Origin of the sequence: Saccharothrix luteola, assembly GCF_020859565.1 — a bacterium.
Taxonomy (GTDB): domain Bacteria; phylum Actinomycetota; class Actinomycetes; order Mycobacteriales; family Pseudonocardiaceae; genus Actinosynnema; species Actinosynnema luteola.
The window spans coordinates 24,707-40,522 of record NZ_JAJHUO010000002.1 but is presented as its reverse complement, the minus strand read 5'-3'; the positions used below and the strand labels follow the sequence as shown (position 1 = coordinate 40,522).

General features: G+C 68.9%; 11 protein-coding genes and 5 pseudogenes. 8 read left to right on the top strand and 8 right to left on the bottom strand.

Features of this window, described 5'->3' with window-relative positions:
• Window positions 1–71 precede the first annotated feature (71 nt).
• Window positions 72–1,292 carry an IS4 family transposase gene (locus LNK82_RS02025; RefSeq protein WP_230565162.1) on the bottom strand — a complete coding sequence of 407 codons (1,221 nt, stop codon included), beginning with the start codon at window positions 1,290–1,292 and terminating at the stop codon, window positions 72–74.
• A gap of 153 nt (window positions 1,293–1,445) precedes the next feature.
• On the opposite strand from LNK82_RS02025, the pseudogene LNK82_RS02020 reads away from it, so the two are divergent.
• From LNK82_RS02020 to LNK82_RS47535, 3 pseudogenes are all read left to right on the top strand, one after another.
• A pseudogene (locus tag LNK82_RS02020) lies at window positions 1,446–2,220 on the top strand (IS5 family transposase).
• 182 nt (window positions 2,221–2,402) lie between these two features.
• Window positions 2,403–2,537 (top strand): annotated as a pseudogene (locus tag LNK82_RS46520) (YncE family protein); the annotation flags it as partial.
• A 115-nt stretch (window positions 2,538–2,652) separates the two neighbouring features.
• Window positions 2,653–2,790, top strand: a pseudogene (locus LNK82_RS47535) (YncE family protein); the annotation flags it as partial.
• Here LNK82_RS47535 and LNK82_RS47530 read toward each other — a convergent pair.
• Window positions 2,742–2,948: a hypothetical protein gene (locus LNK82_RS47530; RefSeq protein ID WP_308257149.1), complete on the bottom strand. Its 207-nt coding sequence runs from the start codon at window positions 2,946–2,948 to the stop codon at window positions 2,742–2,744. The pseudogene LNK82_RS47535 and the gene LNK82_RS47530 sit on opposite strands and share 49 nt — an antisense overlap.
• Here LNK82_RS47530 and LNK82_RS02005 point away from each other — a divergent pair.
• Window positions 2,947–3,102, top strand: a complete 156-nt coding sequence (locus LNK82_RS02005; RefSeq protein ID WP_230565161.1) for a YncE family protein — start codon at window positions 2,947–2,949, stop codon at window positions 3,100–3,102. The genes LNK82_RS47530 and LNK82_RS02005 overlap by 2 nt on opposite strands.
• 913 nt (window positions 3,103–4,015) lie before the next feature.
• Here LNK82_RS02005 and LNK82_RS02000 read toward each other — a convergent pair.
• Complete coding sequence (locus LNK82_RS02000) at window positions 4,016–4,924, bottom strand: hypothetical protein (RefSeq protein WP_230565160.1); 909 nt, start codon at window positions 4,922–4,924, stop codon at window positions 4,016–4,018.
• Between the two features lie 1,002 nt (window positions 4,925–5,926).
• Between LNK82_RS02000 and LNK82_RS01995 the strand changes: the two genes are divergently transcribed.
• A complete protein-coding gene (locus LNK82_RS01995) occupies window positions 5,927–6,706 on the top strand; it encodes a transposase family protein (protein ID WP_230565159.1) in 780 nt (259 codons plus the stop codon).
• Here the strand turns inward: LNK82_RS01995 and LNK82_RS01990 are convergent.
• Window positions 6,674–7,600 (bottom strand): IS630 family transposase, encoded by a 927-nt coding sequence (locus LNK82_RS01990; protein WP_230565431.1) that lies wholly within the window; start codon window positions 7,598–7,600, stop codon window positions 6,674–6,676. The two genes, LNK82_RS01995 and LNK82_RS01990, sit on opposite strands and share 33 nt — an antisense overlap.
• A gap of 5 nt (window positions 7,601–7,605) precedes the next feature.
• A pseudogene (locus LNK82_RS48210) lies at window positions 7,606–7,755 on the bottom strand (helix-turn-helix domain-containing protein); the annotation flags it as partial.
• A 940-nt stretch (window positions 7,756–8,695) separates the two neighbouring features.
• On the opposite strand from LNK82_RS48210, the gene LNK82_RS01985 reads away from it, so the two are divergent.
• Complete coding sequence (locus LNK82_RS01985; RefSeq protein WP_230565158.1) at window positions 8,696–9,193, top strand: hypothetical protein; 498 nt, start codon at window positions 8,696–8,698, stop codon at window positions 9,191–9,193.
• Between the two features lie 25 nt (window positions 9,194–9,218).
• Here the strand turns inward: LNK82_RS01985 and LNK82_RS01980 are convergent, their stop codons facing one another.
• Together LNK82_RS01980 and LNK82_RS01975 are read right to left on the bottom strand one after the other, a co-directional pair.
• The gene (locus tag LNK82_RS01980; protein WP_230565157.1) at window positions 9,219–9,911 is read right to left on the bottom strand and encodes a fascin domain-containing protein; all 693 of its coding nucleotides are present in this window, start codon (window positions 9,909–9,911) and stop codon (window positions 9,219–9,221) included.
• A 136-nt stretch (window positions 9,912–10,047) separates the two neighbouring features.
• A complete protein-coding gene (locus LNK82_RS01975) occupies window positions 10,048–10,485 on the bottom strand; it encodes a hypothetical protein (protein ID WP_230565156.1) in 438 nt (145 codons plus the stop codon).
• 228 nt (window positions 10,486–10,713) lie between these two features.
• Between LNK82_RS01975 and LNK82_RS01970 the strand changes: the two genes are divergently transcribed.
• Window positions 10,714–14,430, top strand: a complete 3,717-nt coding sequence (locus LNK82_RS01970; RefSeq protein WP_230565155.1) for an nSTAND1 domain-containing NTPase — start codon at window positions 10,714–10,716, stop codon at window positions 14,428–14,430.
• Between the two features lie 56 nt (window positions 14,431–14,486).
• On the opposite strand, the pseudogene LNK82_RS48205 reads toward LNK82_RS01970, so the two are convergent.
• Window positions 14,487–14,729, bottom strand: a pseudogene (locus tag LNK82_RS48205) (integrase core domain-containing protein); the annotation flags it as partial.
• Between the two features lie 262 nt (window positions 14,730–14,991).
• Between LNK82_RS48205 and LNK82_RS01965 the strand changes: the two are divergent.
• Window positions 14,992–15,783 carry a class I SAM-dependent methyltransferase gene (locus tag LNK82_RS01965; RefSeq protein ID WP_230565154.1) on the top strand — a complete coding sequence of 264 codons (792 nt, stop codon included), beginning with the start codon at window positions 14,992–14,994 and terminating at the stop codon, window positions 15,781–15,783.
• Window positions 15,784–15,816 lie beyond the last annotated feature (33 nt).

Genomic DNA, 15,816 nt, shown 5'->3' with positions numbered 1-15,816 from the left:
GGAATCGCCGTTTCGGCAGGAGTCGGGCGAGGATCTCGCGGATGCCGTCGAGCAGGGCGTGGGCTAATCGGTCAGGGGGAAAAGGCGGCCTGCGCGGTGGTCTGGCGGTGGGCCAGGCGCAGGCTGCGGATGAACGAGAGCCGGTCGGGGTCGAGGCCAGCGTCGGTGGCGGCGGTGTGCATCAGCGCCCGGATCGCGTGGTGCACCAGCAGGTGTGCCCAGATCTCCTGCTCGACGCCGTCGGGCGAGCGGGAGCGCAGCACCTGTCCGGGGCCGCGTTGGTGGGTCTTGAGTTCGTCGAGCGCGGTCTCGATCTCCCAGCGTTGGCAGTACAACGCCGCCAACTCCTTCGCCGGGGCCCCGCGGTGGTCGAGGATCGTGGTGATCAACCGGTAGGGCGCGTCGTGTTCGGGGCGTGCGGGATCGTCCAGTGTGTACTCCACGACCCGAACGGTCACCGGATCTTTGCGGCGGTAGTGGTCGTCGGTGGCCACGATCTCCGACAGATACGACCCGTCGGGCAGCTCTTCCCGCACCGGCAGCACGATGTTGGCGCGCACCCGCCACAACAGGTCCGCGCCGTTCGTCGACGCGGCCCGCCACAACGGCAGTCCGGCGAACCCCCGGTCGGCGATCACCAGATCGCCCGCGCCCAGGCCGGGGAACAGGTCGTGGGCCAGGGTGGCCTCGGCCTTGGTGATCGGGCCCAGCGTGGCCGCGACGATCGCGTGGGTGCCGCACTCGGCCACCGCCACCACCCGCACCTGCGGAAACGCCGCCCGATCACCCCGCGCCGCCGCCCTGCCGCTGCCCGGCCGACCGAACCGTTCCGTGTTCTCCGGCGTGTCGGGCGCGTCGAACGTCGTGCCGTCGACGGCGAGCACCCGCCAGCTCCGATACCACGCCCCACGCGTGGTCGGCCCCGCCAACGGCATCGCGACCTGCTCGAACAACGCCTTCAACGGCGCCGGGCCCAGCTTGACCCGAGCCCGGGAGATCGCCGCCGTGCTCGGCACCCGCCACGGCTTGGACCACCGCGCCGCCCACGACAGGCCCTCGGTCAACAACCGGGCCACCTCTTCATAGCCCTGACCGGAGAACAAGCACATCGCCAGCACGAAGTACACCACCACCCGCGGCGGCAACAGCCGGTCACGCTGCCCCTCCCGCCCGGTCTCGACGATCACCCGATCCACCAACTCAGGCGGAAACGACCTGGTCAACAACCCGATCGCGATCCGATCCGACAACCGCGCATCCGTCTCGGGCTTCACCTGCCCAGGCCGTGGCATCCAGACACCTCCAGAACCCACAACCTACCCGATCAAGCCTTAAGTCACCGGTATTGCCCTTAGACCACGTCTCACGTGGCGGTGAACGTTGTGCCATGATCTTCGTCTGTGGTTGATCGGTTGTCGTTGCGGTTGGTGCCCGATGAGCTGTGAGTGTTGGCGGAGCCGTTGATTCCGAAGTTCAGGGCGCGTCCATAGGGTGGCGGAACGGCGTCGGTGGACGATCGAGCGGTGTTCACCGCGATCGTCTACGTGCTGACCAGTGGGTGCGGGTGGCGGGAGTTGCCGCCGTTGTTCGGTGTGACCGTGCCGACCGCGCACCGCAGGTTCACCGAGTGGACCAAGGCCGCGGTGTGGCGGCGGTTGCATCAGGCCGCCGTGCTGGACGAGTCCGGGTCGCGGGGCGAGGTCGACTGGTCGCGGGCGATCCTGGACGCCGCATCGATCCGGGCGAAAAGGGGGCGACATGACCGGCCCGATCCCGGTTGACCGCGGCAAGCCCGGTTCGAAGATCCACGTGGTGTCCGACCGCGCCGGGCTGCCGTTGGTCGTCGGGGTGTCGGCGGCGAACCTGCACGACAGCCAGGCACTCAAGCCCATGCTGATGGCCGTCCCGCGCATCCGCTCACGGCGAGGTCCGCGCCGCTTCCGGCCCGCGAAGCTGCACGCGGACAAGGCCTGCGACATCGACGACCTCCGCCGATGGTTACGCCAACGCGGCATCATCCCGCGCATCGCCCGAAAGGGCATCGACTCCTCCGAACGGCTCGGCCGACACCGCTGGGTCGTCGAACGCACCATCTCGTGGCTGACCGGCTACCGCCGCCTGACCATCCGCTACGAACGCCACGCCGACAACTACTGCGGCTTCCTTACCCTCGCCGCAACGCTGAACTGCTTCAAACGACTTACGAAACTGGCCACGTGAGACGCGATCTCATCTGATTTGTCGCGGTTTTCAAGGAATTTCCTTTCCTCATCACGATTGCCTGACCGGTATCAACGCGACCAGGACATGGTGCTGACCTGCGTTGTGCCTGCGCCGGTGTCGGCGCCCACCCGGCCGGGCACCGCGTCTACATCACCAACGAGTCCTCGAACACCGTTTCGGTGATCGACACCCGGACCCTCGCGGTCATCGCCACCGTGCCCGTGGGGCCCAACCCCTTCGGCGTCGCCGCCACACCCACCCACGCCTACGTCACCAACTTCGGCCGCGACGACGTCACGGTCATCGACACCGCGACCAACACTCCCGTGAAGACCATCCCCGTCGGCCGGTTCCCGCACAGCGCGGTCGCCGGCCCCGACGGCTCCCGGGTGTACGTGACCAACCAACGGCGGCGACAGCGTCACGGTCATCGATACCCGCTCGCAGACGGCCGTCGGGACCATCCCGGCCGGCGTCTTCCCGGCCGGCATCGCCATCAGCCGCGACGGCGCGCGCCTCTACGCGGCCAACACCGGCAGCGACACGGTCACCGTCATCGAGACCAACACCAACCGCCCGAGCCGCACCACCAAGGTCGGCGACGCGCCCCTCGGCGTCTCGGTCACCCCGGGCGGCCGGGTGCACGTCGCCAACACCGGCTCGAACATCGTCAGCGTCCTGGGACCCACCGGCAGGCCCATCGAGGTCGTCAAGGTCCAGCGCATGCCCGAGGGCTCCGCGGCGGCGCCCGACGACAGCTTCGTCTACATCACCAACACGGGATCAGACACCGTGTCGGTGATCAACGCCAAGAACGGCAAGCCCGCAACACCGTTCACCGTCGGCAAGTCGCCTGAAGGCGTGGCCGTCACCTCTTGAGCACGAGGTCAGGTGGCGGGGAACTCGACGGTCACCCACAGGCCGCCACCCTCCGGCGACTCCAGCCGGAACGAGCCGTCCACCCGAGGTTCTGGTGCGCCGAGCTGCGCCAGAACCGGTCCGTCGCGCGATCCAGCTCTGCGCCTGTCGACGATTTCCATCCATGCAGGCAGTCGTCCTCTGGTTGTTCCGAGTCAGGTCGCCGGATCTGGTCATCGCCGTCCAGTCCCGCGTCGATGCCGCCCGCAGCGGCGACCGGCTCCAACGGGTATGACTACCCGCTGGAGCGGTTCCTGGACGACCTCATCGCCGCGCTACCTCAGCAACCCTCCACTCGTTCACCGAGCGACCGGCAGAGGATCTGCCTGACACACCCGCATCGACCGCCACCGCGCCGGCACCACCGCCAGCGTGCCGCTCCGTACTGGCCGCCCTTCACCGACCTCAACGGGCTGAACCTCGCCGAGGTCGACCAATAGTTCGAGCACGCGTGTCACATCGGCATGGGTCGTAGATCCTTCGGGTCGGCAGTTGCGATCCTCGCCAGTCCCCGAGGGCTGGCGCTGCGTCGAGGCGTCGTGGACCTCCACGCTGCCCGACTCGCCGCAGCCCAACCGGTATCTACATACCAGTCGGAACCTCACGACCGACTCGGCCTACGGCAGCAGCAAGCCGCCGAGCAGAGCGAGCATGGCAACTGGCGCGAGTGCCGCAGTCGACCACTTCCTGGTCCCTCCGGCGGGTGCGGGCATGGTGCACATCGTTACCAGCGTGGCGATCAGGGCACCGATGAGCACGAAGCCGATTCCCGTGCCGGAACCGAGGATTCCGCTCGTCCGCCCCTGTATGGGCTCGAGGAGTGCCGGCCACGGTGTTGGTTTCGGGTCGAGCACGGTGGTCCAGCCTGGCTGCGTCACATCGGCTTGGCGGTTGACCGGTGCGCCACAGCCGTGAGGTGCCTGTTCGGCGGCGCCGCAGCATGCTCTCCCGCAGGCACTGCCTCTTCGGCCGACGATTCGGAGTTGGTGGACGCGTTCAGCCAGCCGGTGAGGGCGTCGCTCTCACCGGCGGCCTCCGCCTCGCGGCCGCGCGGCGACGACGACGCCGTGTGGCTGCTGACGAACGCGGTGGTGCTCAGCCGTACAGCCTGTATGGCGGCCAGCGCCTCACACCGCCGTTCCTGGGCGGTGTCCAGGAGGTGCACGAACGGCATGGTCGCCAGCAGGCCCCACGCCATCAACTTGGCCACGGGCGCACTGTGAGCCCGCGCGCCGCTCGTTTCCGGGGGAACGGCCGAACCGCATGCGGTCACGGACGTCATGCCGGCCGCAGTCCTGCGTCGACTCGACAGGCAGCGCCGGGCGACCACGCCGACCGCGATCACAACCATCACGATTCCCAACGCAGTCACTCCCACGCCACGCGCCGCCGCCCGATCACCCTGAGCGGCTATCGCCTCCGGAGCCGCGCCGGGAGACGAGTCGGGTCCGTCCGCGATCAGCGTCACAGGGTGCAGACCTGCTTCAACGACACGACAAGCGTCGATGACGGCCGGTCCACCGGCGGCGGCACCAGCCCGCAGTCGCGTCACGGTCTCGCCGGCCATGGCGGACTCGACCTCCGCGACAGGTGCCGTGGTGCGGACGGCATGTAGGCCGTCCAGCCGCGGCTGCGCCATCACCAACCCGACCAGCGGCAAGGCTTCGGAGTGCATCGCCCGAACACATTCTTCGAGTGCGCTCGCTCGGCGGATCTCTTCACCGGCCGCGTCCTGCCACGCCTCGGCGGCCTGGTTGAACTGCCACGCCGCCACGGCGATCACACCTGCTGCAGCCACGACGGCCAAGCCGGCCAACGAGCGACGCACCACACGCCGCAATCCCGGCCGTCTGCGTGAACGGACCAGCCTGTGCCGGGCGCGCAGCTTCACCGGTGAAGGTCGACCCAGAGCACCGATCGACCGCCTTCGGCGATGTCGCCGCCCACTCATGCCCGCCGCCGAAGACCGCATCCGCTTCCGGACAGGACATCCGGGCGTGATCCTGCCGCGCCGGCGAACCCGACGCACGCCCCGGTCCGTATGGATATCGCCGTTATGTTTCCATGCGCCGAAGAAGAACCGACTCGCCGGTGCCGTGCTTTATCCAGGAACGGCGCAGCCCGCAGGACGCCGAGCACGGACACCGCCACTCTATCTACACGCAAGTAGTTCACCGTTCAGATCCTCTTACCCACGGAAAGCGCTCAAGCGAACCGGGAGGTTACCGCACAATTCAAAAGACATGAAATGTGAACATGGTTCATGACAGCCGGAACGGCATCTCCGACGTGAAGCATTTCAACGCAACACCTCTGGCCCGGGCAGCCCGATTCACCCCCTTCTCGGCATGAGCTCGCAGGTGATCCCGGTCCACATCGGGCAAGGGCGTGACCCATCCCTGTTGCCGAGTCATCTGTGCGCATTCATCCATATGAGCAGCGGTCAGGTCCTAGCCACCCCCAACTACACACCATTGAGTGAATTTCCGCGCGGCGTCGTCGCCAGTCGAACTACGGTGAGCAATCAATCGCGAGACTACGAGCCACCGCAGGCTTTTCGCGGTCCGATCGACAGAGTCGACTTCGGGCCACAGGGGAAGCTCAGCCGTGACCACCGCCGCTACAGAGGCTGAATGGTCAGGATTAGGGCGGCTCTGGATCAAGGAGCCATTTTCATCGTGACGGTGCAAGTCACGGCGCGGACTGGGTAATGGGGTGCGGTGGGCGAGGCTCCCGGTAAGACAGCAGTCGACCAAGATCCGATGCCCCAGCCGGGAGCGTCGCCGTGTTGTCTTACCCTGCCGCGATTCCGCTGTCCAACCACACCCTTGTCCACCTGGCCGATCTCATCCGCGCGGAACGGGCGCGGCGTCGGTCCCGATGGCGTCGACTGGAACCCGGTCGTCAGGCGTTGCTCGTGCTCGCCCACCTGCGCAACGGCGACACCCACGCCCGCCTCGCCGTCGGGTTCGGCATCTCCTACAGCACCGCCTGGCGCTACGTCCGCGAAGCGGTGGACCTGCTCGCCAGCTTGGCCGACGACCTCCGCGCCGCCGGTGAACGGGCCACCCGACTGGCCTACGCGATCCTCGACGGCACCCTCGTTCCGATCGACCGCGTCGCCGACCAGAAGCCGTACTTCTCCGGCAAACACCGCCGCCACGGCGTCAATGTGCAGATCCTCGCCGACCCGGCGCGGCGGTTGGTGTGGGCCTCGCCGACCCTGCCGGGCTCCGTCCACGACCTGACCGCGGCCCGCACACACGGCCTGATCGATATGCTGACCACCAACGATGTCACCGCCTTCGCCGACAAGGCATATCAAGGCGCGGGCGGCACGGTGCGCACCCCGTTCAAGCGCCATGCCACCCGGCCGCGGCTGTCACGCGGACAGAAGGCGGTCAACCGGGCCCACGCCCGCATCCGAGCCCTGGGCGAACGCGCCGTATCGCTGCTCAAGGGCTGGAAGATCCTGGCCAAGCTGCGCTGCTGCCCACACCGAGCCACCGCGATCATCGCGGCCATCCTCGTCCTACACCATGTCGAAACCCGCCGTCGACCATGATGAAAAAGGCTCAAGGGTGAGGCCGGTCTGTGCGTGGAAGCCGGTCAGGAGGTCGGGTCGGTACTGGATGCGTTTGAGCCGGTTGCGCACGATGGCGGCGAGGTGGTCGACGTTGGTGACGGCGAGGTTGCCGAGGCTGCGTTTGACGTGGGACCAGACGCCCTCGGTGGGGTTGAGGTCGGGTGCGTCGGCCGGCAGCTGGATGACGTGCAGCCAGTCGCGGCCGGTGACCAGTCGGCGCATCACGGCGCTGATGTGGGTGTTGAGGTTGTCCCGGATCACCACGATCTCGGCGTGGAGGTACTGGTGTGCGGCGTCGAGCAGGGCGGCGTAGTCGGTCTCGGCGAAGCTGCGGCGTTCGCCTTTGCGGGCGCGGTGGACCTTGACGCGGTATAACAGGTGCGGGCGTCGTCCGGGTTCGGCGCCGGGGCGGACGCAGAACAGTCCGGCGACCGAGATGCGGCCCGATGCCCTGCCCGACACCCGAATCACCGGGGTCTGTCCGCGCGGTGCCCAGGTCCGCGCCTTCGGCGGCCGTAGCGTGTGACCCGCCTCGTCCTCGAAGCAGATCCACGCCCCACGCTCGGCCGCTAGCTTTGCCTGCCACCACGCCTCCCGCCGCCAGGTCATGACGGTCTCTTCGTCGCGTTCGACCGGCCGGTGCGCGGGCATCTGTGGGCTGAACCCCATACGGTGCAACAACATCGACACCCCTCGTAGGGTGTACCGGACCCGGAAGAGCCGGGCGACCAGGTCCGCCACCCTTGCCAGGGTCCACCGCTGATCCTCGATGTTGCCGTGCGCGGCCGGTCCTTCCTCCAACGCCGCGGCCAGCCGATCCTGCTGCTCGGGAGAGAGTCGGCAGTCCGTGCCCGAAGGGCCTTTGGAAGCCAGGCCCGCACCGCAGCGGGTTGTTGTTCATAGGCGCGTCGGGCAGGGCGTTGCGGAGTGAAACCGTGTCGACGTAGCCCCAGTCCGACACACTGCTCGGTCATGGCGACCCCGACGACCAGCCGGATCAGCTCGACCATTGCCGCACGGGTCCACAACGGTCCGCCGATCAACAACTCCTCCGGGCGTAGTCGGCCATCGCCGCGAACAGGCGGTCATCGACCACCGTGCACGAGGTGGCGGCCACCACGTCATCCTCCAGGCTCAGCGGGCCTTGAGTCGATCACGTGGTGGCCGCATCCATGATCACGACACGCTGTCCGCGATCACACACTGCGGCTGTCGTAATATGGACGCGGCACGACGACGGGCCTTATGACAGGATCCGCTCCCACAACTCGTCGGACATCAGACGTCGAGCCAACTTGTCAGCAAGTAACGGAGACAGCATCCGTCTTGTTATTCGCATACGTACCCGACAAGCTCTTCTCGGTCATCGGAGGAATTTTCGCGATCTGGACCCAAGCATCTTCCCAGTTGTACAAGTAAACAGTTGCGTGACCCGACCGGTTGGCGACGTTCGAAATTCGGTCTCCCCACCCGATCGGCGTGAGGTGGTGCCACCCGCAACTGGGAGCGACCCACTTCGCGTCATACGCACCGGGGTACGATGCCGTGTCCCAGTAGCAGGAGTAACCGTCAGTACACGGGTAAGACCGCGTCCCGAGATCGCCATCATCAGCCGTAGCGACCGCTGTCGCCGCGGTGGCCGATACAACGACAGCGAAAAAGATCACCAACAAACGCAAGACCGACCGCATCCACATACCTTCCTTCAGGCAGATGACCGTTCACGACAATCCGCGAGAACGGTGGACCGACACCAAATCCGGTTCAGGCCCTGACCGATCGAACGACCTGAGCCGTCATGACCGCTGATCCCGTCCCCGTCCAGGACCGCGGCACCGCAGTCAATCCGATCGATCTTGACCTGACAACTGCCGAACAGGTGATATCGAGCCAAAAGTGTTTGATTGCCGACATGGCGGTGTAGCGGACGTGCGGGGCTCCGAAGTAGCTGCGGACGATGTGCGGCCGGTGCCGGCGCAGGAAACGCCGGGTCTCGTGGGCGAGTCGGTCGATGTTGTGGGCGCGGGAGGCGTTGACGTTGCGTTTGAGGTCGGCGTTGAGCAGCTCTCGTCGGGGTTGGGCTCGGGGGCTTTAACCGGGCATCGGGTGCAGTTCGACCCGGTCGGCGTTGGTCTCCAGCCAGGCGCGGACGGCCTTGCTGCGGTGGACCGGGTACCGGTCGGTGATGACGTGGACCTGTATGTCACCGACTTGTTCGACGCCACGGTGATGGCCTGGGTCGCGTGCTTCGTGGAGATCCTGACCATCGGGATCGCCGACCGGTCGGCAAGCCGTGGCGCGCCGGCGCGCCGTGTCGTTCAGGCGTCGACGGCAGCACCGCGCGGAGGCGGAGGCGCGGTGTCGTCGATGTGCGCCCTTCATGAAGTCGTAGGTGTTCGCGGCATGCGCGAGGACAGCCGGAGTCGAAGCACCAGCGGCATCCGCTCGCGTCGTCATTCTGCGTAACGAGGCCGGAAGCCGCTCGGTGCGGCTACCAGGTGAACCATTCCCACGGGCCCACTTCGCCGAGCCGGGAGCGCAGGCTCGCGTGGTAGGTCCCGGAGTAGTCCAGCTGCGCCGACACGTAGAGGCCGACATCGACCGAGTAGAACCAGGTCGAGTAGCCGCTCCCGGGCGGGTTGATGGTGGTGAAGACGGAGTACGCGACATCGCTGCACGGCTGGGTGCGCAGAAGGCCCCGACCGGTGTCCCACACCGAGGTGTCCACGAACACCGCGCACACCAGGTCGGGCTGTTCTTTGGGCCGCCAGTACGACCCGATGACGGTCCGCCAGTCCGCCGGGTTCCGGCACACGGGGAACCGTTCCCAACTCCCGAGGGCGTCGCCGGGCGTGCGGGCGCGCAGCACACCCCGGTCGGGGAAGAACTCGTCCTGTTCGACGGCGACGTAGAGGTTGTTGCCGTGGGAACGGATCTTGACGTAGTCCCAGCAGCTGATCCCGGCCGCCGCTGTCATCGGGTCCGCGTAGTTGGACGACAAGGTTTCGCGGAGGCGTTCAAGCTCCGGCGACCCTGTGCCAGGTGGGACGAGTACGGGGCCGTCGGCCACCGGGCGGCTGACGGCGTGCGCCGCCAGGTCCTCGGCGGACGCGACGGGGAAAGCGGACAAACTCCAGCCCAGCACTGCGGCTACCACCGCGAGCAAGGCCACCGGTCTTTTCACCGTGCACTCCTTTCGTTCAGCGCTTGCAGGAGATCTGAGGTTGGTGCGTATCCATTCGTGCACCCCGCCGCTCTACGCGCGGGATTGCCGCTCGCATGCGCCCGACCCGCCCTGGTACACGGGGGATCCGGGAAGATCACGGGCAGGAGCGGTAGCGTTGGGCTTGGACGAACGCGGTTCCCCAGTCCTCGATCTTGACGTAGAGGTCGCCGAGGCCGCTCTGGTCGAAGCGCAGCGTCCAGACCTTGCCCGGGACGCTGAATTCCACCTGGTAGCACCAGCCCGCGTCGACACGCAGCACGTCCCAGTCCTCGAACAGCGGTGAGCGCTCGCCCGGCACGAGCCAGCGGGAACCGCCGTTGAGGTCGGTGCAGCCCGTGCTGGAGGATCCGGTCGTCCCCCAGTCGCAAGTCCAGTGCCGGTACGTGAGAACGCTGTACTGGCTGTTGTTCACCGTCTTCGAGCAGCACACCGCCACGCCAGGGTCGGACTCCACGGCCGCCACATCGACCGCCGCCGGCACCGGCTGAGCCGCCGCCGGCGACAACACCAACACCGCCGACGCGGCTGTCATCGCGACGACGGTCATCACACGTCTGGCAAACGCCAGGTCTCCAGATCTCATCAGTCCCCCTCCTGTGGAAAACGGCTCAGTGCTCCTGTTCGCGACCCCGCAGCGCTTGCACCGAAGATGGCCGCAGCCAACGGCCTTCGGATGATCAACGGCCATGCTAGGTTGGCCCGGGTTGTTCAGCCGCTGGTCAGAGCGCTGAACAAACAACCGCGGTGAGGTGGGGCGGACGTGGGCAGGCCCGAGCGGGAACTCGACCCTGCGGCCGGCCCGGTGCAGCGGCTCGCGCACGAGCTCCGCGGACTGCGCGACGCGGCCGGGCGGCCCAGCTACCGGACGATGGCCAAGACCGCGCACTACTCGGTGACGGCGCTGGCCGAGGCTGCGGGCGGTGACCGCCTGCCGAGCCTGGCGGTCACCCTGGCCTACGCCGTCGCGTGCGGTGGTGATCGCGGGGAGTGGGAAAAACGATGGCGCGCGGCCGAAGCCGAGCTGACCGGCATCGTCGAAGAGGACTCCGCCGCGCCCTACCTCGGGCTTGCCGCGTTCGGACCGCAGGACGCCGACCGCTACTTCGGCCGTGAACGGCTGGTCGAGCAGCTGGTGCACAAGGTCGCGGACATGCCCGTCCTCGCGGTGTTCGGCGCGTCGGGCAGCGGGAAGTCCTCGCTCATCCGCGCCGGGCTCCTGCCCGCCTCGCGGTCGCACGCGGCGTTCTCCGGGCGCGAGTGGTCGTCGCTGCTGCTGACCCCGACCCGGACGCCGATCCGTGAGTTGGCCAACGCGGTGGCCGCGTGGTCCGGGCGGGAACCCGACTCGGGCGAACCCGGCTGGCTCGACCGGGCGCTCCGGCTCGCCGACCCCGGCGGCGACCGGCGCGTCCTGCTGGTGGTCGACCAGTTCGAGGAGCTGTTCACGCTGTGCTCCGAGCCCGCCGAACGGACGGCCTTCATCGACGAGCTGCTGGACGCCGCGCTCGGCGAGGGCCGGGTGGCCACCGTCGTGCTCGGTGTCCGGGCCGACTTCTACGGCCACTGCGCGACGCACCCCGGCCTGGTGGAGGTGCTGGGCCAGGGCGCTCAGGTGCTCGTCGGGCCGATGACCCGGGACGAACTGCGGTCCGCGATCACCCAACCGGCCGCACGCGCCGGGCTGATCGTCGAACGCGAGCTCGTCGCGACCTTGCTGGCCGAGATCGCCGACGAGCCGGGCGGCCTCCCGCTGCTGTCCCACGCTCTGGTGGAGACCTGGCGCCGGAGGCGGGGCGGCTCCTTGACCCAGGCCGGGTACCACGCGTCCGGTGGTGCGCACGGCGCGCTGGCGCAGACGGCCGAACGGACGTACGCCGAGTTCGACCCCGACGAGCAGGAGGCGGCACGGCGGGTGTTCCTGCGGTTGACGGCCTTGGGCGACGGCACCGAGGACACCCGACGGCGGGCCGCGCACACCGAGCTGGCCACGGTGGCGGACCCGGTGACCGTGTCCCGGGTGCTGGACCGGCTCGCCGCCGACCGGCTGGTGGTGATCGGCGAGGAGAGCGTCGAGGTCGCGCACGAGGCGCTGATCCGCGCCTGGCCCCGCTTGCGGCGCTGGCTCACCGACGACCGCGACGGCCTCCTGGTGCACCGCAGGATCACCGACGCGACCCACGCCTGGCAGTCCGCAGGCCGCGACCCGGACCTGCTCTACCGCGCCGCCCAGCTCGACCAGGTCACGGCGTGGGCCGACCAGCCGCACCGCGATGCGACGCTCAACGCCGACGAGCGCGAGTTCCTCGACGCGGCGATCCGCTTGCGGGACAAGCAGGTCCGGGCGCGACGACGGCGCGTCCTGCGGGTCCGGGGCGTGACCGCGGCGGTGGTGGCGTTGTTGGCCGTCGCGACGGTGATCACCGTCGTGCAGCGCAACGACGCCCGTGAGGCGCATCGGGTGGCGGTCGCGCGCCAGCTGGTCGCCGAGGCGACCGCGCTGCGCGAGGTCGACCCGGTGCGCGCCGCCCAGCTCAGCCTGGCCGCGTGGCGGATCGCGCCGGACGTCGCGGCCACGCGCAACAGTCTGATCAGCACCCAGGCGGTGGCGCTGCCGGCCAGGCTGGGCGGCCATGAAGGCGAGGTCCGCGACGTGGCGTTCAGCGCCGACGGCCGGGTCATGGCCACCGCGGGGGACGGCGGCACCGTGCGACTTTGGGACGCCGGGAGCCGCGAACCCTTGGGCGGGCCGCTCACCGGCCACACCGGGATGGTGAACGGCGCCGCCTTCAGCCCGGACGGGACCACGCTGGTGACCGCGTCCACCGACGGCACGCTGGTGTGGTGGGACGTCGCCGGACGGCGAGCGGTCGGCGAGCCGCTCACCGGGCACGCGGGCGTCGTCACCGGGGTCGCGTTCAGCCCGGACGGACGCCTGGTGGTCAGCGGCGGCGCCGACGGCACGCTGCGGTTCTGGGACGCCACGACCCGGTTCGCGGTCGGCGCTCCGCTGACCGCGCACGACGGGGCGATCACCGCCGTCACGACCAGCCCCGACGGCACCCTGGTCGCCAGTTCCGGCGACGACAAGACGGTGCGGCTGTGGGACCTCGCGACGCGGACACCGGTCGGACGCCTGACCGGGCACACCAGCGTCACCAACGGGGTGGCGTTCAGCCCGGACGGCCGGCTCGTCGCGTCGACCAGCGGCGACAAGTCGGTGCGGCTGTGGGACGTCACCACCCTCGCGCCGCTGGGCGACCCACTCAACGGCCACACCAACGTCACCTACGGCGTGGCGTTCAGCCCGGACGGGCGCACCCTGGCCAGCAGCAGTTGGGACAAGACGGTCCGATTATGGGACGTGACCACCCGACGGCCGCTCGGCACACCGCTGACCGGCTCGACGAGCAGTGTCCTCAACCTCTCGTTCACCCCCGACGGTTCCGCACTCGCCGGCGGCGACTCGGACGGACACGCCCTGGTCTGGTCGCTGCGCACCACGCTGCTGCTCGGACACACCGACGCGGTCTACGCCGTGGCGCTCAGCCCGGACGGCGGCGTCCTCGGCACGGCCTCCGACGACCGGACCGTGCGCCTGTGGGAGGTCCCGGGCCACCGGCCGCTCGGCATACCGCTCACCGGGCACACCGCCGAGGTCCGCGCGATGGCGTTCAGCCCGCGCGGCACGTTGCTGGCGACCGGCAGTTGGGACGGGACGCTCCGCCTGTGGGACACGGCGACCGGCACCCCGCTCGGCGCACCGCTCACCGGCCACACCGGGTGGGTCCGCGGCGCGACGTTCAGCCCCGACGGAACCCTCATCGCCACCGCCGGCATGGACAGCACGGTTCGGCTGTGGGACGTCGCGGCGCAGGGCCCGGCCGGCGCACCGCTCACCGGCCACACGAACTCAGTCACCGGTGTCGCGTTCAGCCCCGACGGACGCGTCCTCGCCACCGCCGCCCACGACAAGACAGTGCGCCTGTGGGACGTGGCGACCCGAAGCCCGCTCGGTGAGCCGCTGACCGGTCATGCCAGCGTGGTGCGCGATGTCGTGTTCAGTCCGGACAGCGCCACGCTCGCCAGCGTCGGCGACGACAAGACCGTCCGCATCTGGGACGTCGCGAGTCACACGCAGATCGCCGTCCTCGTAGGGCACACCGGCGAGGTCCTCAAGGTGGCCTTCAGCCCGGACGGCCGCGAGCTGGCCACCACGGGCCTGGACAAGACCCTCCGTCTATGGGACGTGCGGAGCGGGTCGACCACGACGACGTTCGCCGCGACCACAGGCCTGGCCGGCATCACCTTCGTCCCCGGTGGACTGGTGACCGGCGGCGTGACGGGCAACGTCCTGCGCTGGACCACCGACGTGGAGCAGGCGGCGGCGTACGTGTGCGCCGCGACCGACGTCGACCTGACCGACGAGGAATGGCGCAGGCTCGTGCCGTCCTGGCCGAACCAACACCTGTGCCCCTGACCACCGGCCGCATGCTGAACATCACCCTGTGAGGCTCGACAAGTCATCGTTGCTGGTCAAGCGGCGTATCTGTACTCGTTGACGAGCCCGCCCAGGATGCGGGTGCTGCGGTGCAGTCTGTGGGTGTCGAGGTCGTGCACCGCGACGGGGTGCCGCCGAGCGTCAGGTGGTAGTCGGTCACGGGCCTGGTGGGGCCGGTGTCGCTTGTCGCGGTCTTCGTAGGCCGCGAGGACTTGCCGTGCATGAGCCTCTCCCCGGAACAGGATGTGGTCGAGGACTTCGCGTCGAAGCGTGCCGACGACCCGTTCGCAAGTGGGCGTTCATCCGCCGCGCCTGCGGCGCTGCCGGTGTCGAGCAGGATTCGCTTGCGCAGCAAGGTAAAGCTCGCTCGCAACAGGATCTGTCGCTTTGAGCAGCTTGATCTTGTTGGCGACTCCGCGGTGGGGTCGTTGCGATGGGGCAGGGTTGGTCCGGCGGTCCAGGGGCTTGCCCACGAGAGTTCACACGATGGGGTGGGCCGGGTCATCGGGGGTTGTCGCCGGGTCTGGATTCGGCTGGGCTGTGCTGGTGGCCAGTTATCTTCTCGGCAACGACCTGGCTCAGGCCGATGCGCGCTTCGACGCTTTGGCTCGGACTTACGATGTGGCCAGCAAACGCGTTCTGACGGCGACGGAGGTCGGTCCCGGATGGCGTTGTTGGGATGTCGGCGGAGGCGACGGACGGATCGGCGCGTGGTTGGCTGAACGGGTGGGTGCGGATGGTTCCGTTCTGGTCACCGATATCGATCCGCGTTGGCTGCGCGACATCGAGGACCTGCCGAATGTCGTGTCGCGCCGGCACGACGTGGTGCGCGATGAACTGCCGGATGGCAAGTTCGACCTGATTCATGCCCGGCTGGTGCTGCTCCACCTGCCGGAGCGGCACTTGGTCCTGGATCGGCTGATCGGGTGTCTGGCGCCCGGCGGGTACCTGGTGGTCGAGGACTTCGACTGTGAACGCGCGCCGGTGCTGGCCGCGCCGAGAGGGTCGGCCCTCGTGTTCGAGGCGGTCATCGGGGCATTCCACGGGCTGTTGCGCGAGCGGGGCGCCGACCCGGCGTGGGGGCGATCGCTCGCGACGGCGCTGGGCGACCACGGCCTGTCCCGGATCGTCACGGACATCTTCTCGGTGACGTGGACCGGGGGGAGCCCGGGGATCGACCTGCACCGGGTGAACGTGGAGCAGCTCGCCGACCAGCTGCGCGCCTCCGGCATCAGCGGACGGCAGTTGGCCGAGTTTCGAGCGTTGCTCGATGATCCGGCGTTCGCGGTGCGCTCCTACCCCCTGGTGAGCGCCACTGGCCGGCGGGCCTGAACTCGAGTGTCGAGAACCGGGAGCGAGGGCCGT